The sequence below is a fragment of the Marvinbryantia sp. genome (assembly GCF_047017445.1).
Classification (GTDB): Bacteria; Bacillota; Clostridia; order Lachnospirales; family Lachnospiraceae; genus Marvinbryantia.
This window is the reverse complement of sequence record NZ_JBKXTT010000010.1, coordinates 38,339-55,928: the sequence shown is the minus strand read 5'-3', so window position 1 is coordinate 55,928 and position 17,590 is coordinate 38,339. Positions and strand designations below refer to the sequence as shown.

Here is a 17,590-nt window from a genome sequence, read left to right as displayed (position 1 = left end):
GCAAACTAATACCCCCTTACTTCCTTCCGAATTTCCTTCATGTAGTCCTGCATTTCTTCCTCGGATGTGAAGCCTGCCTTCTTGGCCTCCCCGGCAAACGCTTCTTCTGCCCGCTTAAATGCCAGCATTGCGGAATTTTCAAAATAGAACCTGCCGTTTTCCTCTAAGATCACAATCTTATCCCCGGCTTTCAGTTTCAGCGCATTCCGTACAGATACGGGAATGGTAATCTGCCCTTTGCTGGAAATTTTTGCTACTTCCATATTTCATCATCCTTTCAAAATATCCGCTTGGTTTTCTTTACTTTCTTTACATTTCTATTATACGCAATGGATTCGATAATATCAATCTTTTTTACCGACTATTTTTATGAAGATTTCTTGATAGAAAATTATGGTTTCCATCCCATATGCCTGCGACGAGTCTTTCGGTGCTGCCGATGCAAAATAAGCAGCTCTGTCTTTTAGAATTGACAGCAGCCGCTCATTTTCTTTTTATTGCATTATTGAATTATAGCCGACTCCCACACTGTCAAAACATAAATTGGTTTTGACGGATCAGGTTCTATTTTCTTTCGTATTCTCCGGATCAGGCTCATTACATTGTCCTCTGCCCTGTAATATGGCTCTTTCCACACCTGGCTGTATATCTGTCCTTCTTCCATGGCAAAAGAAACAATCAATACTTTTCCCACATCATCATTCTTTTCCGCTTTATTTCTCCCCTCGTATCCTATCCGCATCTTCCTGCGTGATCATTTCATTCCTTACCATACTGTCCAAGACTATCTCCGCTCTCCAGGCAGTCAACTAATTATCTCCATTCGGTAAACAGGCAGACAGCGCATGCTTCATTTTCCCATCAGGTATTTCGACTGTTCTTTCTTCTTGCCGTCGCGTGGAAGATTATATGTCATTGCGCTTTCGATTAAGCACTTTCAGAAGTATAAGGGTGCCAATGAAAATAATAATGATAACACTTATACTCAACAACGGAGAATATACAATTTTTTCATCATGCGCATAATTTGAAAGCACTAATCCTGTTGTCATAGGATATACATTGATAAGGTTCCCATCAGCAAGGAATATTCCACAAAATCCATAGAAGAATGAGAAGATTACCCCGGACAGAAATTTGTCCTGCTTTCTCGTTGCTATAACAATGACCGGAAGGATCGCAATATAACAGCAAGTGCTTACAACAAATAGCTGTTTAAGGCTTATAACGCAAGATTGCAAATTGATATCTGTGCAGCCCATTGCTTTAGCAATAATCAAAGTAACAATAAAGCTGAAAATCCATTCAAGAATTACCAGGCCATAACCTACTACTATTTTTGATAAAATCAACCTGAATTTTGAAACCGGAACGACCAGTATATTTTTCAATGTAAGATCGGTATATTCCCGGTTAATGGAATATCCAACCACTAACGTGAATGTAAAGGGAAGAAATAAGCTAAAATGGTTCCAGATCGCTCCCTCCGAAAGTCCTGTGTAGCTGATTATACTGTTATTGGTTCCGGCTAATTGGAACGCTGCTAAAATAATAGAAAAAAGTACAGATACAATTCCAAGCCAAAGAATATTGTATCTTTTATATTTTAAAAACTCTGTTTTTATTAGTCGTATCATTTTTAACACCCCCTAAATTTCCTGCCTGCTTTTATAGACAATCGCAATCGTTAATGAAGCAATCGCGGTCAGCATCAAAACACCAATACACGCGGGAGAATTTAAAAACCAGTCGTCCAATCCGTAACCGGAAGCAGATCCTGTAGTCATGCGAGGTAATGCCCATCTGAAAACAGCAGACAGGGGAGTCAGAACGTTTGATATAGCAAATACGATCTCAAAGCTAGCACTTGCATAAACAAACGATAGAATTATAGAAAAAATATAGCCTTTCCTGCTCAGACATTCAATGGCGATAACAGGAAGTATAGAAAACGCCACCATAACACCAATGAGAAGTCCCATCAACAGCCTGTAAAGAATATGGTCGGTACTCCCTATGATCAATCCGCCTATTAAGGTCGCGCCAGTCGTCGCAAGAGAATATATAACGGAAAATATCAATATAATAATTACTTTTGCAATGAACAGGGCTGCTGTGGAAACCGGGATTGCGTTAAGGTTCTTTTGTGTTCCATTCGTTTCTTCCGAAAAGAACAATATCGCTCCCAAAACCCCCAAAACTGTTGGTAATAGTAAAAAATATCCAAATATAGCAATATTCATATAAAGCCAGTCAAATTCTAAATTGCCTTTCACAGCAAATGCGATCATAGAAATAGGAAACAGTGCAGCCGCAAGAATTGTTAATAATACAAATTTTTTCCGTTTTAATTTCAGAAATTCACAATAGACCAATTTAAGCAATTCCCTCGCCTCCTGTCACACGCTTGAAATACTCTTCCAGACTTTCCTCGCAGGTATGCGCTTCCGATACCACCAGTCCGTTTTCCACAAAAGCGGTAACAATCTCCCCGACAGCCAAATCCAAATTGTGCAGACGCAGGTTGTGGTCATCCTGTACCGAAAAATGGCTCTCATGGAAATTATGTTCTAAAATTCTTGCCGCCTGTGCCGTATCAGAAACAATAAAGCGGATATGTTTACTGCTTTTCTGTTCCAGCTTTGCAAGGCTTTCCTCTTCCAGTAATGCACCGTGGTCGATAATCCCTATATCATCAGCCAGTAAAGAAATTTCCGAAAGAATGTGACTGGAAATCAAAATTGTTTTTCCCCGTGCATCGCAAAGTTCACGGATAAAAGAACGAACCTCTGCAATGCCGATAGGGTCAAGCCCGTTGATTGGTTCGTCCAGTATTAAAAGCTCCGGGTCGTGCATGATGGCAAGGGCAATCGCTAACCGCTGCTTCATACCAAGAGAATACTGCGAAAACAGCTTCTTGTCCTTATAGGGCAAACCGACTAAATCCAAAGCATCCTTAATTGCATGGCTGCTCGGTACTCCCCGCAGCGTAGCAAAGATACGCAGGTTCTCCGTGCCGGTCAGATTGGGATAAAAACCGGGGGATTCGATCAGGCTGCCGATACGCGGAAGTATTTTCTTTTCGTTGCCCCTTAAAGGCTCTCCCCATATCCTAACTTCGCCTGACGTTGGCTGTGTCAACCCAAGCAGCATTTTCATGGTCGTTGTTTTCCCCGCTCCGTTTCTTCCAAGCAGACCATAGATTTTCCCTTTCTCCACATGGATATTGAGGTCGGCAACACTCTTTTGTGCGCCATACTGTTTTGTCAGATTTTTTGTTTCAATGATGTAATCACTCATATTCAAACCTCCTTGTTCTGAAAGGGATTATACCACGCCAACCTTGCATTAACCTTGCACTAACCTTGCATTAACCTTGCAATTTGAACGCAGATAAGCGAAGCGGTCTGCGTTCATGAGCATGTAGCAAAGCAAAATGCGAATGTCCGCTTTACACCGCCGTTTTTCCCCTAAAAAGCAATTAAGGCTGTCGCCATAGAGGGCAGCCTTAATCTGCAAGGGAGAAAATCAGCGTAAAAGCGGTTCCTTTCCCCGGTACGCTTTCCGCCGTTATGGTTCCATTCATTTTTTCTACAAGCTGATGTACGATAGACAGCCCCAGACCGCTGCCCTTTTCAGAGCGTCCTTTGTCGCACTTATAAAGCCGTTCAAAAATATGTTTCAAATCTTCTTTTTCAATTCCAATACCATTGTCGGCTAATAAGATTTTCATATTTCCGCTTTGCTTTGACAAAATCATTTCTATCCTATCCGCATGGCTGTGAGCAATCACGTTTTGTATGAGATTGTTCAATACCCGCATATAGCCATCCGTATCCAGTCTTACCCGGAATGGCTGTTCGGGAATGTCAATATGGTACTCTATCTGCTTATCCTCAAATATCGGTATCCAGTCAATCAGTATATCCCTTGTCAGTTTTCCCGCTTCGATAGTGTTTATTTCCATAGCAAATTCATCTGAACCCAGCTTGAACCAGTCAAAAAGTACGTCAATATATTCTTTTAGGTCGTGTGCTTTCCGCCGGGCGGTTTCTATATAATCGTCGCGGTCTTTCCCGGTAACAATTCCTTTGTGTGCGGCGTCAAGATACCCAATCAAAGTAGTAAGGGGCGTTCTCACATCATGCGAAAGGCTCGTCATAAGCTGCCGGTTTGTTTCGTCTGTCTGGCGAAACGCAAAGAACCTGTTTTCATAAGATACGATAATATCATTGATTTCATAGGCAAGCGGCGCGATAAGCTCATTTGCAGCGGATAAAATACGTCTGTTTCCGTTTCCGTTCTTCACATCAGCCAGTGCGTCAGACATTTCGGAAATCTGTTTCTTTACCCGTCTGACAATCAGGCAGGAAGTAAGGACAGAAATTATGGCAATGATAACCGATACAGCAGCAACTAATTCCATGAAAATCATACCTCCTTGTTGAAACGGTAGCCGATACCTTTGATTGTCTGAATGTATTTCGGGTTTCCGGGATTTTCTTCTAATTTCTTCCGCAAGCGGCTGATGATTGCCATAATGTTGCTGTCGTCATAGACATATTCCTCGCCCCAGACTTCTTCATAAATCCGCTGCTTTGTAAGGATTTTCCCTTGATTTTTCGCGCAGAAAAGAAGTAAGTCAAATTCCTTTGGGGGAAGTTCAAATGTTCCATTGATTGTAGTAATGGAGCGGCTTTCAAGGTCGATTTCCAGACCGTCAAAGTGAAGCTGCCGCGGTGTTCCGTCTGGTTGATTGAAACGGATATAGCGTCGTATCAGCGAAACAATACGGGCTATTAGCTCGTCCATATCAAAAGGCTTTGTCAGATAATCGTCAGCTCCTGCCCGTAATCCCCGCACTTTGGAAGCACTGTCATTTTTAGATGTAAACATCAGAATCGGCAGGTTGTTTTCTGCCCTGATTTTTTCCAGTGTTTCAAATCCGTCCATGCCGGGCATCATAATGTCAAGTATCACAAGCTGATAGTCTTTTTCCTTTATTTTTTTTAGGCCTTCTTTGCCGGTATTACAACAGTCGGCTTCTATATTTTCAGAAAAAACGCTGCGCTTAATCAATGTGCAAAGTTCTCTATCATCATCTATTATTAAAATCCTATTCATTCCTGATTCCTCCTAATTTCAAACCACCTCAGTATATGACATTTTTCCAGATAAGCATTATTATATTTCTTTGGTGGATAAGAAACAAGTCAATCACTCTTAACATTTACTAAACTCTGGAAATGCTTTAGCAGGAGCAGAACCTTCTGATTGGGATTTCTGCCCCTACTTTCACGTGTTTACCTATCAACAAATATTAACATTAGGGTTTTAAAATTATTTCATACTTATCATTTTACAATTGTCTCATATGCCTGCAAATACTTTGATGAAGCCTGCCTGCTGGCATCGGGATTATTGGAGCTGCAGCTGGAGGGCTGTATCCTGCTCGACCAAAAAACGGTCACTGTAACCGGCGCCCTTCCGGAGCAGAAGCAATATCTGAAGCCTCTGTATGACTTTTTGAATCAGTCATCACAGCGAAAGCCCGTAAAAATAGAAAAGGTTCTGGAAGCCTATACATATTCTGTTACAGGCAAAAACATCACCGCATTATTTGATTCCGTCGGTATGTCCCTAAAAATATGTAATAATCGGAGAGCTGGTCCGCTTAACAAATGTACGGTACAGCACATTAAAATTTTACACCGAGGAGGGTATGCTGCCCTTTGAGCAAGCGGAAGAAAAACATCCCGGAAATCAAAGTCATCTTCAGCCAGGAGCAGGCAGAAGGATGAAGAGGGTTCTGCATGAAGAGGGTCCTGCTCCCTGCGCCCGGCCAGGCTTTTGCCCTTGCCCGGTCCGGCTTTATCCTTCGCGCGGTTCGTCTTTTGCCGTCATTGATTTTTATTTCGTCTGGTGGTAAGATAAAAAAAACAACGGATTTTTGCAGGCAACCGGACATCCTGTCTGGATGCCGCAAAAATTTATGTGATAGTTGTGCAATAGAAAAGGAGGATTTTTATGAGTACCATGTCAGTTTTTTATGAGAAACAGGCGCAAACCGTCATCAAGGCTCTGCAGAAGCGCGGTATGGACGGGCACTACTGCCCGGACTGCAAAAGCGCCGTTGAAAAAGTATTGTCTCTGATTCCGGAAGGGGCTACCGTTACCTGGGGCGGTTCGGAATCCATCACAGAATGCGGTCTGCTGGACGCTCTGAAAAATGCGCCGGTAGAGCTCTGGGACCGCGCTGAAATTCCGCAGGAGGAGCGTAAAGCATTTTATCGCAAGGCATTTTCCGCAGATTTTTATCTGATGAGCGCAAATGCCGTCACTCTTGACGGGCAGCTCGTCAATATAGACGGAACGGGCAACCGCGTTGCCGCGCTCTCCTACGGGCCGGATTGTGTGATTTTGCTTGTTGGCATGAACAAAATTGTGCCGGATCTGGACGCTGCCATTGCGCGCGTGCATAATATTGCCGCGCCGCCAAATGCTATCCGGCTCGGTCTTTCCACGCCCTGCGCGAAAGACGGCGTCTGTCACAACTGCTTCTCCCCGGAAAAAATATGCAACATGCTGCATGTTCAGCATTACAACCGTTTCCCGGGACGCATCCAGGTCATCCTGGTCGGAGAATCCCTCGGCTTCTGAAAATACTCTGTCCGGTGGAATGTCCGGATTTTAACAACATTCTATACGGCGGAACGTCCGTATTCTGCAAACACTCTGTACGGCGAACGCCCGGATTCCGGAAATACTGTGCCGGAGCAGACAAAATGCCCCGGCATCACAGCATTTTCAAATCGCTTTAAACGCAGCCGCTTTGCGAAAGAAAGGAGTTCTCATGGAATACACGAAAGACTACAAATGCAAATGCCCGACGGATGCTTCCGACGTCACACATACTGTTACATATAAGAAAGGGAGCTGCAGCCGCTACCCGGAGGATATCATGCTCTCCTTTGTGTGCAGCCGCAACTCCGCCTGTGTGAAGTGCTCGCAAAATTATATTGACTGACGCCATCCGCATTGCGTCAGCGGACGTTCCTGCCGACACTTCGCAACATATTGCATCAGCGGACGTTTGACCGGTGTCCTGCAGCAGATTGCATCAGCGAACATTTGGACGGTGCTCCGCCGCATTGCATCAGCAGGTTCTCTTTTGATGTTATTTGCGCGTTACCGGTTCAGGTAGCCGTCCGGCTCCAGAGCTTTTTCACGCTCATTTAAAAGTTTCATATTGTACAGCTCGTATTGATTGAACATCTCGGACGAAAAATCGGACAGGTTAATCCTTCCCGCATACCAGTTTTTGCCGCCGAAGTATTCCTGCAGCTCCTGGGGTGTAAAGATGGCGCCCCGGCGCGCATAAATCTCGTAGCGTGCATAACATGCCACCCGCGCAGAAAGCACATTCACCTCTTCTTCTGTCAGATAGCGGATGTCGCTGTCCGCAAATATATACTGCCCGGACAGGTAACCGGATTCCGGCGCGATGGCCGCTTCGGACGTTTCCGCAGCAAAAAGGGACAGTTCCTCATTCACCCTATAGATGTCGTAGCCTGGCTGGTCCAACTTGTAAGTATCATACTCTACGATCAACAGAAGATTCGCCTGCTCATAAACATTAAATACCTTATCCGTGAAATCGTCGGGATCTACCGTTCCCGCATACCAGCTCTTAGAACCAAAATAATCCTTCAGCTCCTGCGAAGCAAATTTCCGTCCGTGACGCGCATAGATTTCATTTTTCGCATAGCTGATCGCCTGCGGGGAAAGCCGTGACACTTCCGAACGATCCAGATACCGCTCGGCTACGTCCGGGAAAATGTATTCGATGACAGGCGCCGCGTCGGAGGTTCCGGCTAACTGCAGCTCCGTCGTTTCCTGCTGCTCCGCTGTTTTCTCTCCCGGCTGGCTGACGCCTTCCCCTGCCTCCATTTTCTCAATTTCTTCCATGATGTCTACATCATGCAGGTCCTCGTTTCTGCTGAATCCGGCTTCCGTCCCCGGTTCTGTCTCTATTGCCGCTTCCGTTTCCGTCTCTGTCGATACAATTTCCGTTTCAGTTTCTGTTTCTGTCTCTGTTTCCGGTTCAGTCTCAATCGCTGGCGCAGCTTCTGTCTGCGTCTCTGCTTCTGTTTCCAACTCAGTCTCAGTCGCCGGCGCAGCTTCTGTCTGTGTCTCCACCTCTGTTTCCGACTCAATCTCAGTCGCCGCTTCTGTCGCAGTTTCTGTCTCCGTTTCCGTCTCTCCTTCTGTCTGCAGCTCGGATTCCGATTCCTTCTCGCTCTCCCCGGCAGCCTTCGCCTGCTCCATGCAGACGGCTACCGCCTCTTTGACTGCATCGGAAGTGACGGTCGCACCGGCGATTGCATCCACCTCGCTTGTCTGATCTTTTAAAATGCTCTTTATCAGATCGTTTCCTATCTCAGCTCCCTGCCCGGCAGTTTCCCCGGAAAGGTTCATACCCATGCTGACGATTCCCTTCTCGTCGAAGGTACAAGTCACCATAATTTTACTTGCATAGCCGTCGGCATACGCCGTATATTCACCCGGAACATAAGAAACCGCCTGCTCCGTTTCGGTTTCTTCCTCAGTATCCGGCTCGGCCGCATCCGTCCCGGCCGGTTTCGCTGCATCCCCGGTTTCTTCCTCCGTCACAGCTTCCCCGGCCTCATCCGCTCCCGCTTCGCCTGTCCCGGATTGCGTGTCATCTGCATCATCCGTCTTGGCCGTATCCGTAGTGCCATCCGCTGCCGCCGCGCTTTGATCTTCTTCCGTACCGGATTCTTCGGTGTCATCCTCCGCTTCCGCTGCCAAACGCTCCAGCAGTTCTGCATTCGCAAGCTCATATTCGTTCAGCATACTTTCCGGGAAATCGCTCTCTTTTATGAAACCAAAATACCAGCTCTTTCCGGAAAAGTATTCCGCTATCTCCGGATCATCAAACAGCATCCCGCGCCGCGCAAAGATCTCATATCTCGCGTATTCCAGCTCCCCGCGCGTCCAGCCTTCCACTTCCTCTTCTTCCAGATAGCGGCTGCTGCTTTCCGGAAGATAAACGTCCGGCGCCTCTGTTTTTGCCGCTTCGGATTTCATTTCCGCCGCCAGACTGTCTGCGCCCTGCGCGGATAATACCACGCAGGCGCAAAGCCCGGCTGCCGCCACTTTTTTCAGGCTTTTCCTTTTTCTCATAACATCGCCTCTCTCTACTTTGCCGCGATCCGGTCATCCGTCAGATAAATCCACGTCCGATCTTCTGATGACGTCACGATTTCCAGCGTACTTTTTCCTGTGACATCCAGCTCAAAGGCAACCGGCCCCTCCTGCATCTCAAACCCGGAAATTTCATACAGCGTCTCTCCGTCCGCCTTAATCTGAACAGAAGCATCTGTCTCCAACGTCCCCTCCGTCAGCGCTGTGAGCGTTCCGGTAAAGGTCGTGTAATTTCCCGACAGATTGTAAAGTGCTCTTGCATTTTCCTGCGCATTCAGCTCCAGTAAACGGTCGTGCAGGATACCGTAAACATCTGTGTAAAGCTTTTGCTCCGTATAGGTACCTACCTCTTCCACCAGGATCAGATCCGCCAGGCGCTGAATATCTGCCGCTTCGCCCGTACCGTCTTTCACGCCGAGCGCGCTGGTGAGATACAGATGTCCGTAATCATAGCTTCCATTATTGGACGCTGCCACCGTCAGCACGTTCACTCCGCTGACGTCTACGGAAAATGCCGTTTCATCCGTATTTTTCCGGATATCACGCAATTCATACAGAAGCTTTCCATCGCCAAAAACTGCAAACTGCATATTTACATTCTCAGACGCACCGGAATAAGGAGACACCGTACCGGAAAATACGACATACCCGTCAGCGAGCTGCACGCTGAGGCGCGCATCGTTTGACGCATCCAGACGCACGCTGCCAAGCTCCAGCGTCTTTGCCTTCGTATTTATTTCGTCTATACCATAAACATCGGAAGCCTCGCAGTAATCACTGTTCATCCATTCCAGCTCCGCCAGCCGCACAGTTTCCTCTGCCTGCTGCCCCAGTTCAGCTGTCGTCTCCATGATGAATCCGCGCTCCGCGTCCGCCGGAAGGTCGTTCCAGGTGCCGTCATAATTGATGCTCAGAAGATATTCCAGGCTGTCCACATTGTCCGGCTTTCCGTCGCCCCAGTTCAGATAATTGCCAAAGGCTTCGCCATTGCTCCAGCCCCAGACGCCCTTGGTCAGCCTTCCGCCGATCCAGTAGCTGTCCCAGAGACCGTCGTATGCCAGATACTGCAGCGCAAGATTCTGGTCCGCATCCACCGGGCACGCCAGCACGCCGCCTGCCGCCGCACAGAACGCACTTGCCTGATCCCAGGTAAGCGGCTCTTCAAATAAATAGTAGCAGTGATTTCCAAGCGTCACGATCTGCGCCGCACGCTGCTCCACAACAGCCGGAATCTCCGGAAATTCCGCCGCTGCTGCCTGAACAGCTTCCTTTGCAAGCGGCTTTTTCAGCATCGTGTCAGCCAGATAGAAGTACAGGTAGCTGTTATCCTCTCTGGTCGATGTGCGCACCTCCAGCGTCTTTTTTCCGGTCACATCCAGGGAAACCGGCATCGGCTGCTCCAGAATGGAGTAATTTTCCGCCTTAAATACACTCTCTCCATCCAGAAGGATTTCCAGGGTTCCCTCTGCTTCCTGATAATAGTCATAGTAATCATAGCGGTCTGATGCAAAGAGCGTCGCTTCAAAGGAAGTATACTTCCCGTCCAGATTCCAGAGCGCATACCCGCCCTCCGATGCAGAAAACGCGCAGGCGTCACGGTGAATATTTCCGTAGATATCCGTAATCATGCCCGCTTCCGTCCTCTCATATCCGGCAGAGCTTACAAGGGCAGGCTTATCAAGACTCTCCCGCGTCTCCTCCAGAGCTGTCTCCGTACCGTCCGCGAACAATTTTCCTTCATTTAAGAACAGATATCCGTTGTATGTGTTTCCGTAAGCATTTGTCTGGATACAGAGCTTTTCCACACCCTTCACGTCGATCGCAAACGGAATCGCCGCATCGCCCTTCTGGTAATCATATTTCGAGAACAGCAGCGTGCCGTCGCCCCAGATAGCAATTTCAAAACTGCATCCGCTGTCCGCTTCCGTCCAGGTGCTGATGGTGCCGGTCAGCCTCGACCACGCTCCGTCAAGGTCATATGTCATCGAACCTCTCTGCGCCGCGTCCAGATACAGACTGTAAAAATGGTCGTTTCCGTATGGATCCGTCAGATATTTTTCTATGCCGCAGCTATTGGATGCCTCAGGTGTGAGATCTGCAAGGTATGCCTGTGCTGCTTCTGTACGCTCTTCTTCCTGCACTGCAGCCTCTGCAGTTTCTTCTGCCGCCTCTGTAATTTCTTCTGCCGCATCTGCTGCCTCTGACATTTCTTCTGCTGCATCTGTATCCGCGCCTGCTTCCCCGTCATCCGGCTCCGCTTCTATCGTATTATCCGCAATTTCCGCTGCCGCCGGTTCGATTTCCAGAATAAAACCGCCGTCGGTATTTTCTCCATAGTTATCATTCCAGTGGTTTCCAAAGCCGCTTCCCATCTCCAGATAGTTTTCGCCTTCTTCTTCGTAATCGGAATTATCCGGCTGTCCGCTGTCCCAGTCTGTCCATTCAAACGGTTCGCCTGTTATCCACTGCCAGCCGCCTTCCCAGTCGGCGTCTGCCGCTCCGAGCCAGTATTCGCCAAAAGGCGCACCCTCCAGGAGCTTTTCGATCACCGCTTTTTCGCGCTCCGAGGTAATGGTCGCAAGATGCCCGCCGGCCGTCTCACAGAAGGTATTTGCCAGCTTCCAGCTCAGGTTCATGTCATACCGCGCATAGATATGCCCTTCATAAGTCACATAAGCTGCCGCCTGGCTCTTTACGTTGTCCGCAAATTCTCCGGTCGGTATCTGTGCCTCTTCCACTTCCATGCCCAAAATTTCCGCAGTATCCGTGGTATCAGGCGCAGGCGCTTCCTCCGCCGCATATTCATTCAGAATCTCAGCGCCCTCCATGTTCTCTGCAATATTCTGCGCAATATAATCCTGTGTTTCCTCCGCCGTCATAAACAGCGACTCGTTCCTGTCTGTTTCAAGCATAAGCTGACCGTCCGGCATCTGTTCAATGTCCGAAACGTACATTACCATAAACGCATCCCGCTGCTCCGCCTGACGATCCAGCGTTTTCAGCGGCACCGCCATGTGGAATACCAGATACAGCCGGTTTTCCGTATAATCCTCATTCGTCTTGTAGGCAAGCTTAAAGGAATCCAGCGCCATCTCGCTCTCATTCCAGACAAGCCAGCCTTCGCTGCCCGCATACTCCAGAATGCTGTCGGATGCGCTCACAAATTTCTGTCTCACATAATCTTCAAATGTCTGCGACAACGCAATAAGCTCTTCTTCGCTTACGTTGATCTCATAGGTATTCAGCCCGGAGATCTCATAGCTGTACTGATTGTTCGTCACACGATAGCCGTTCTCCAGCATTTCCTGCTCATCGTATGTGATCTCTCCCTCGTAGACGTCACCGTTCTTTGCAACGATCCGTTCGCTGCTGCTCATGCTCCAGAGCGAGGTCAGCGACACATAGGGCTGATCGTAATCAATCGTCAGCTCCACGCGCACGTTCGGGCATATTCCCGAAAAACTTACCGTCAGCGCGTCCGCCAGGTCAACTTCCTGCGGCTCTTCGAGGTTTTCCACGGTAAATTCCTTCGTGCCGCCCTCCAAATAAACGCCGATCTGGTAAATATACAGCGGCTCCTGCTCATATGCGCATTCCAGCGTCACCGTTTCCCCATTCGTCAACGCCGTTTCCTTATCAAGCGTCGTGTTAAAATTACCGCGCCAGCTGTCACGGATAATCTTCACGGCATTTTCCAGATCCGCCGCCATATCTGCGTCCTCCTGCAAAGCGCCGTAAACGCCGCGCCCCGCCTCTTCGAACGCCGCCTGCAGATCCGCACCCAGCTTTTCCGTATCCAGCGCAATGTCGGCATACCCGGCGCCGTCATATCCGGAAAACTCACAATTTAAATAATCCGTCAGGACAACCGTATGTGTCGGCAAAAGTCCCTCTGCCGTCTCCGTCATATCCTCCCAGCTAAAACGGATACCATACTCACTGATTTCCGGTTTATCCATGTTGATGACCGCCTTCACCTCATCGCCGTTTTTGAGTCCGCCAGACGGCTGTACATCCAGATAGAAGGAATACAGATAATTGCCAAGCTCTTCGGAAATAAAGCTCTCCGCCTCCTGCTCCCCGGCAAGCGCGCGCACCTGCGTTTCCACATCGCTTTTCAGCTTCTCATAATCCGTGCTGATATAAGCGTAGCCGTCACCCTCGAATCCGGAAAACTCCATCTTCATATAATCATTCAGACGGATTTCCTGTATCTCGATCAGATCCGCCACTGTCAGAACCGCAGAACCATTTTTCAGCGCGATCCCATAGTCATTCAGAAGCTTTTTATCCAGATTGCTTTCCACAGTCACTTCATCGCCGTTTGCAAGCTGGCTGCTTTTTGACATCGAAAAATCCTTCATCGCGTCGGCGATCAGCGCCTCCACATCTTCCTTTTCCCGCTCCGTCAGAGCTTTCTTTTCGCCGATATCCGCCAGCAGCTTATCCGTATCAAAGGAAACCCTTCCCGTTCCCTCCGTGCTTAAGCCCTCCACCTTCAGCCCCACATAATCCATGACCTCCAGCGTGCGTTTTCCGGTAACCAGCATAATAACCACCGCCAGAACAACCACCACGGCAACGGCAGCGCCAAGAAATATCATTGGCTTCTTTTTTCCGCCGTCTTTTCCATTTCCGCTGCTCTGTGCCGGAGCTGTCTGCTGTGCTTTCGCCTCGCCGCCCGCAGGCGCCGTCCGCTGCTGTGCCCCGCAATGCGGACAATGCTTCGCATCATTTTCAATTTCTTTTCCACAGTTATGACAATACATCGCTTTCCTCCCTCTCTTCTGTTGCCGCTTTAGTCATCCACCGCCGGAATAATCTCCGTGTAGGAGGAACCGCAGTTCACACAGGTATATGTGCAGATCCCCGTCTGCCCGACCGTCGCCTCAAGCAGCACCTCCTTCTGGAAATTATGCTCCCACGTCTCTGCTGATTCGTAGCTCATATCGAAAATCGCATAATTGCTGTCGCCGCCCTCATAGGAAATCTTCAGCTGCGTGACGCCGACCGTATTGATCGTGATGGTCTGGTTCAGCATATCCTTCGTCAGCTCCAGCTCCTTCATCAGATTGCCGTCTCCGAAAACGCGCAGCAGAGCGTCTCCGTTCCGCTCATTGTCCTGGTGCCCGACTGTAAAGGTAACGCTGTTGTATTTCTGGCCCAGATTGTAAAGCGCCTCCCGCGTCGAATCGTAGTTCTCCGGGATCGCTCCTTTATAATACGCCTTGCCCATAACGTAGAAGCAGTCCTGCGTATCCTCCGTTTCCTCAAGCGAATACAGATTCGTTACCTGATACGGCGTCAGATACGGCACGCACGCGCTCTGCTCCGGTATCGTCTCGCCGTAGGAATATCCGCAGTCTTTGCAGGTGTAGGTGTAAACGCCGTCGCTGAACACCGAAACAACCTGCGTCATTTCCGCCACAAAATTATGCCCGCCGAAGCCTGTCACATTCGCGTAGCCGTATGCCGCATCGCCGCCCTCCTGATCCAGGCGCAGCTGCTTCACACCCGTCGTATCCAGCTCCAGCTTCTGCGTCATCATATCGCTTGCAAGCTGTACGGTCTGCGCCAGCTCACCGTCTTTGTAAATATACAGCGTTGCGCTGCCGTTCCGCTCGCCGTCGATATGTCCGACCTCCATCGTTACCTTCGAAAACTGCCCGTCCAGGTTATAGAGCGCCTGGCGGTAGCTGTCGTAATTTGCAGGTGTCAGCCCCTGCTTATATTCTGCCGCCATCATATAAAACGCTTCCGTCGGCTCATTATCCCACAGAGTGAAATTATTCGTCTGATACGGCGTCAGCACATGCGGCACCTGGTTCTGTACCGTATCCGCTGCATCCGTTTCCTGCGCCGCACTGCTGTCCGTTCCTGCTTCCTGCACTGCCGCGTCAATCTCCGCAGCCCCTTCCGCTGCCGTTTCCTCTGCCAGCACTGCGGCGCTGCCCGTCAGCACAAGCCCGACCGCAAACAGAATTGCATAAAATCCTCTTCTCTTTCGCTTCATAGCCCATCTCCTCCTCGCCTGATGTTTTCAAAAAATTGTTGCTGTTCACTCCGTTCACAGCAGGTGTCTGAAGCTGGCGTGAACAGTAACGAAAAATTCAGTAATTACATTAATTTTATCAACGTTCTCTTTCAATGTCAAAACATTTATCGGAAACTTAGACAACAATTACGCACAATTTTTTTATTTTTTATGCAACCTTTACTTGACAGGGGAATTCCCATGTGCTATCCTTTACATACCAACGGTATGTTTTCACGAAAATTTTCTGAGGAAATCATCATGGCAAGAAATAAACACCCGGAAGAAACAGTAAATTTAATATTGGACACGGCTTACCGCCTGTTTATGCAGAAAGGCTATGAGCATACGTCCATCCAGGATATCATCGACCAGCTTGGAGGTTTGAGTAAGGGCGCGATCTATCACCATTTTAAATCAAAGGAAGAAATTCTGATCGCAGTCACCGATCGTTTGTCCGCACAATCGAACGCGCAGCTCGCCGCTATCCGCGACCGCAAGGGACTTACCGGAGCAGAAAAGCTGAAAATGCTTTTCAGGGAATCTGTCACAAATCCCATGCAGAACGAGCTGTTTACTGCCGCGCCGAATTTCGGCGATAATCCGCAGCTGCTTTTTATGATTCTGGACGGGAGTCTGAACGATTCCGCGCCCAACTATATCCAGCCGATCATTGAGCAGGGCATTGCGGACGGTACTATCCAGACAGCGCATCCGGAGGAATTTTCCGAGATGCTGATGCTGCTTGCAAACTTCTGGCTGAATCCCATGATCTTCGGCGATTCCGTGGAAAAAACGCACAATAAATTCAAAGTTTTCCAGCAGCTTCTGGACGGTATCGGGCTGCATGTTGTGGATGGGGATATGCTGCACCGCATGGAGGAGCTGTCTGCAATTTACCAGGAACACCGATAATTTTCCACCTGTACGGCTGTTTCGATCAGCAACCAGACAGGTGGCAGTTTTTTACTATTATACATACCGCAGGTCGGTATTAAAAGGAGGATTTTTATGAAAAAGAACCTGTTTTCCAAAGATTTTACACTTGTGGTCATCGGACAAATTATCTCACTGTTCGGCAATGCCGCCCTCTGCTTCGCGCTGCCGCTGTATCTTTTGAACCTGACCGGCTCCGCACAGCTGTACGGCACGGTGACTGCCTGCGCCCTTATCCCCTCCATCCTGCTCTCGCCTGTCGGCGGCATCATCGCGGACAGGGTAAATAAGCGCAATATCATGGCAGCGCTTGATTTTTCCGCCTCCGCTCTGGTTTTTGTCCTTTTTCTTCTGATGGACGCCGGGAATCCCGTTCTCCTGCTTACCGCCGTGCTCATGGCGCTGTACGGCATCGCAGGCGCATACCGCCCGGCCGTGCAGGCTGCGATCCCGGCGCTTGCCGGCTCAGAGCATCTGATACATGCAAACGCTGTTATCAACAGCGTCAACTCCCTCGCTTCTCTGCTCGGTCCGGCACTTGGCGGCGTCCTTTTCAGCGTCTGTGGACTGAAGACGCTACTTTTGCTCTGCACCGTCTGCTTTGCGCTCTCCGCCGTCATGGAGCTTTTTATCTACATTCCATATACACGCCCGCAGCGTACGCAAAGACTTCTTTCCATGCTTCGAACGGATTTTGGCGAAAGTCTCTCGTTTATCTTTCGCAGAAAAACCGTGATCGGCAAGAGTCTTCTGATCGTCTGCGCCATTAATTTCTTTTTGTCCGCAATGCTCACAGTCGGGCTTCCTTATCTGATCACAGAGGTTCTGCCCTTCTCCGCGACTCTCGCAAACCGGCTCTGCGGCTTCGCGGAGGGCGCGCTGGCAGCCGGTGGTCTGGCGGGCGGCATCTGCGCCGGGATTTTTGCCTCCCGCCTTGCCGCATCCGCCCGAATCTCCTGCGATTCGAACACTATGCAGGCGCAAGGCGGACAGAGCGGTATTCAATATGCCGGAAATCTGCTCATCTTTGCCGCCGCGCTTATTTTCCCGATGGGAATTGCCGTAATGCTCTCGCCGTCCGCACATTTCACCTATGCGGTTCTGGTTATCTGCTGTTTCCTTCTAATGGCGCTGTGTTCCGTATTTACGATACAGGTGCTCTCCTTCGTCCAGGCGGAAACCCCGGAGGCGCTGCTTGGCAAAGTGATTTCCGTCATCATGACCGTTTCCATGTGCGCGCAGCCGCTCGGATGTGCTCTTTACGGAATCCTCTTTGAGCGCTGCCGCGGATTCGAGGAGGCTGTGATCCTTTTTTCTGCAGCCGCATCCCTGGCGGTAGCGCTTCCGGCAAGAGCTCTCTTTAAAAATGTCGGATGAGATGGGAGACATAAT

Annotated in this window: 14 protein-coding genes and 1 pseudogene; 5 read left to right on the top strand and 10 right to left on the bottom strand. The window is 49.0% G+C overall.

Annotation, left to right across the window (positions count from 1 at the left end; translation table 11 throughout):
* Window positions 1–5 precede the first annotated feature (5 nt).
* The 7 genes from ACLU9Q_RS12610 to ACLU9Q_RS12580 form a co-directional block, all read right to left on the bottom strand.
* Window positions 6–263 carry an AbrB/MazE/SpoVT family DNA-binding domain-containing protein gene (locus ACLU9Q_RS12610; protein ID WP_296832022.1) on the bottom strand — a complete coding sequence of 86 codons (258 nt, stop codon included), beginning with the start codon at window positions 261–263 and terminating at the stop codon, window positions 6–8.
* Window positions 264–502: 239 nt separating this feature from the next.
* A complete protein-coding gene (locus ACLU9Q_RS12605) occupies window positions 503–598 on the bottom strand; it encodes a hypothetical protein (protein ID WP_296832050.1) in 96 nt (31 codons plus the stop codon).
* A gap of 307 nt (window positions 599–905) precedes the next feature.
* Window positions 906–1,637, bottom strand: a complete 732-nt coding sequence (locus tag ACLU9Q_RS12600) for an ABC transporter permease (protein WP_412625369.1) — start codon at window positions 1,635–1,637, stop codon at window positions 906–908.
* 12 nt (window positions 1,638–1,649) lie between these two features.
* Window positions 1,650–2,384, bottom strand: coding sequence for an ABC transporter permease (locus ACLU9Q_RS12595; RefSeq protein WP_296832019.1), 735 nt, complete (start codon window positions 2,382–2,384; stop codon window positions 1,650–1,652).
* Window positions 2,377–3,300, bottom strand: coding sequence for an ABC transporter ATP-binding protein (locus tag ACLU9Q_RS12590; protein WP_296832018.1), 924 nt, complete (start codon window positions 3,298–3,300; stop codon window positions 2,377–2,379). The genes ACLU9Q_RS12595 and ACLU9Q_RS12590 overlap by 8 nt, the downstream gene beginning before the upstream one ends.
* Window positions 3,301–3,508: 208 nt before the next feature.
* The gene (locus tag ACLU9Q_RS12585) at window positions 3,509–4,426 is read right to left on the bottom strand and encodes a sensor histidine kinase (RefSeq protein WP_296832017.1); all 918 of its coding nucleotides are present in this window, start codon (window positions 4,424–4,426) and stop codon (window positions 3,509–3,511) included.
* Between the two features lie 5 nt (window positions 4,427–4,431).
* The gene (locus tag ACLU9Q_RS12580) at window positions 4,432–5,124 is read right to left on the bottom strand and encodes a response regulator transcription factor (protein ID WP_302227459.1); all 693 of its coding nucleotides are present in this window, start codon (window positions 5,122–5,124) and stop codon (window positions 4,432–4,434) included.
* Between the two features lie 529 nt (window positions 5,125–5,653).
* On the opposite strand from ACLU9Q_RS12580, the pseudogene ACLU9Q_RS12575 reads away from it, so the two are divergent.
* The 3 genes and pseudogenes from ACLU9Q_RS12575 to ACLU9Q_RS12565 form a co-directional block, all read left to right on the top strand.
* A pseudogene (locus tag ACLU9Q_RS12575) lies at window positions 5,654–5,749 on the top strand (MerR family transcriptional regulator); the annotation flags it as partial.
* A gap of 278 nt (window positions 5,750–6,027) precedes the next feature.
* Window positions 6,028–6,660 carry a lactate utilization protein gene (locus ACLU9Q_RS12570; RefSeq protein ID WP_298513523.1) on the top strand — a complete coding sequence of 211 codons (633 nt, stop codon included), beginning with the start codon at window positions 6,028–6,030 and terminating at the stop codon, window positions 6,658–6,660.
* 193 nt (window positions 6,661–6,853) lie between these two features.
* Window positions 6,854–7,027, top strand: a complete 174-nt coding sequence (locus tag ACLU9Q_RS12565; protein ID WP_298513526.1) for a hypothetical protein — start codon at window positions 6,854–6,856, stop codon at window positions 7,025–7,027.
* Window positions 7,028–7,188: 161 nt separating this feature from the next.
* Here the strand turns inward: ACLU9Q_RS12565 and ACLU9Q_RS12560 are convergent, their stop codons facing one another.
* From ACLU9Q_RS12560 to ACLU9Q_RS12550, 3 genes are read right to left on the bottom strand one after another with little or no spacing between them, the layout of a single operon-like run.
* The gene (locus ACLU9Q_RS12560) at window positions 7,189–9,207 is read right to left on the bottom strand and encodes a YARHG domain-containing protein (protein ID WP_298513531.1); all 2,019 of its coding nucleotides are present in this window, start codon (window positions 9,205–9,207) and stop codon (window positions 7,189–7,191) included.
* Between the two features lie 14 nt (window positions 9,208–9,221).
* The gene (locus ACLU9Q_RS12555; RefSeq protein ID WP_298513534.1) at window positions 9,222–13,997 is read right to left on the bottom strand and encodes an NPCBM/NEW2 domain-containing protein; all 4,776 of its coding nucleotides are present in this window, start codon (window positions 13,995–13,997) and stop codon (window positions 9,222–9,224) included.
* A gap of 29 nt (window positions 13,998–14,026) precedes the next feature.
* Complete coding sequence (locus ACLU9Q_RS12550; protein WP_298513537.1) at window positions 14,027–15,241, bottom strand: NPCBM/NEW2 domain-containing protein; 1,215 nt, start codon at window positions 15,239–15,241, stop codon at window positions 14,027–14,029.
* 282 nt (window positions 15,242–15,523) lie between these two features.
* On the opposite strand from ACLU9Q_RS12550, the gene ACLU9Q_RS12545 reads away from it, so the two are divergent.
* Window positions 15,524–16,177 (top strand): TetR/AcrR family transcriptional regulator, encoded by a 654-nt coding sequence (locus tag ACLU9Q_RS12545; protein WP_296906879.1) that lies wholly within the window; start codon window positions 15,524–15,526, stop codon window positions 16,175–16,177.
* Between the two features lie 96 nt (window positions 16,178–16,273).
* Window positions 16,274–17,575, top strand: coding sequence for an MFS transporter (locus ACLU9Q_RS12540; protein WP_298513540.1), 1,302 nt, complete (start codon window positions 16,274–16,276; stop codon window positions 17,573–17,575).
* Window positions 17,576–17,590 lie beyond the last annotated feature (15 nt).

What these genes read in the sequence shown, in the direction of transcription:
- ACLU9Q_RS12560 (WP_298513531.1), bottom strand. Translation starts at nt 9,207, where the DNA reads ATGAGAAAAAGGAAAAGCCTGAAAAAAGTGGCGGCAGCCGGGCTTTGC.
- ACLU9Q_RS12580 (WP_302227459.1), bottom strand. Translation starts at nt 5,124, where the DNA reads ATGAATAGGATTTTAATAATAGATGATGATAGAGAACTTTGCACATTG.
- ACLU9Q_RS12600 (WP_412625369.1), bottom strand. Translation starts at nt 1,637, where the DNA reads ATGATACGACTAATAAAAACAGAGTTTTTAAAATATAAAAGATACAAT.
- ACLU9Q_RS12570 (WP_298513523.1), top strand. Translation starts at nt 6,028, where the DNA reads ATGAGTACCATGTCAGTTTTTTATGAGAAACAGGCGCAAACCGTCATC.
- ACLU9Q_RS12610 (WP_296832022.1), bottom strand. Translation starts at nt 263, where the DNA reads ATGGAAGTAGCAAAAATTTCCAGCAAAGGGCAGATTACCATTCCCGTA.
- ACLU9Q_RS12555 (WP_298513534.1), bottom strand. Translation starts at nt 13,997, where the DNA reads ATGTATTGTCATAACTGTGGAAAAGAAATTGAAAATGATGCGAAGCAT.
- ACLU9Q_RS12565 (WP_298513526.1), top strand. Translation starts at nt 6,854, where the DNA reads ATGGAATACACGAAAGACTACAAATGCAAATGCCCGACGGATGCTTCC.
- ACLU9Q_RS12545 (WP_296906879.1), top strand. Translation starts at nt 15,524, where the DNA reads ATGGCAAGAAATAAACACCCGGAAGAAACAGTAAATTTAATATTGGAC.
- ACLU9Q_RS12590 (WP_296832018.1), bottom strand. Translation starts at nt 3,300, where the DNA reads ATGAGTGATTACATCATTGAAACAAAAAATCTGACAAAACAGTATGGC.
- ACLU9Q_RS12550 (WP_298513537.1), bottom strand. Translation starts at nt 15,241, where the DNA reads ATGAAGCGAAAGAGAAGAGGATTTTATGCAATTCTGTTTGCGGTCGGG.
- ACLU9Q_RS12540 (WP_298513540.1), top strand. Translation starts at nt 16,274, where the DNA reads ATGAAAAAGAACCTGTTTTCCAAAGATTTTACACTTGTGGTCATCGGA.
- ACLU9Q_RS12605 (WP_296832050.1), bottom strand. Translation starts at nt 598, where the DNA reads ATGAGCCTGATCCGGAGAATACGAAAGAAAATAGAACCTGATCCGTCA.
- ACLU9Q_RS12585 (WP_296832017.1), bottom strand. Translation starts at nt 4,426, where the DNA reads ATGGAATTAGTTGCTGCTGTATCGGTTATCATTGCCATAATTTCTGTC.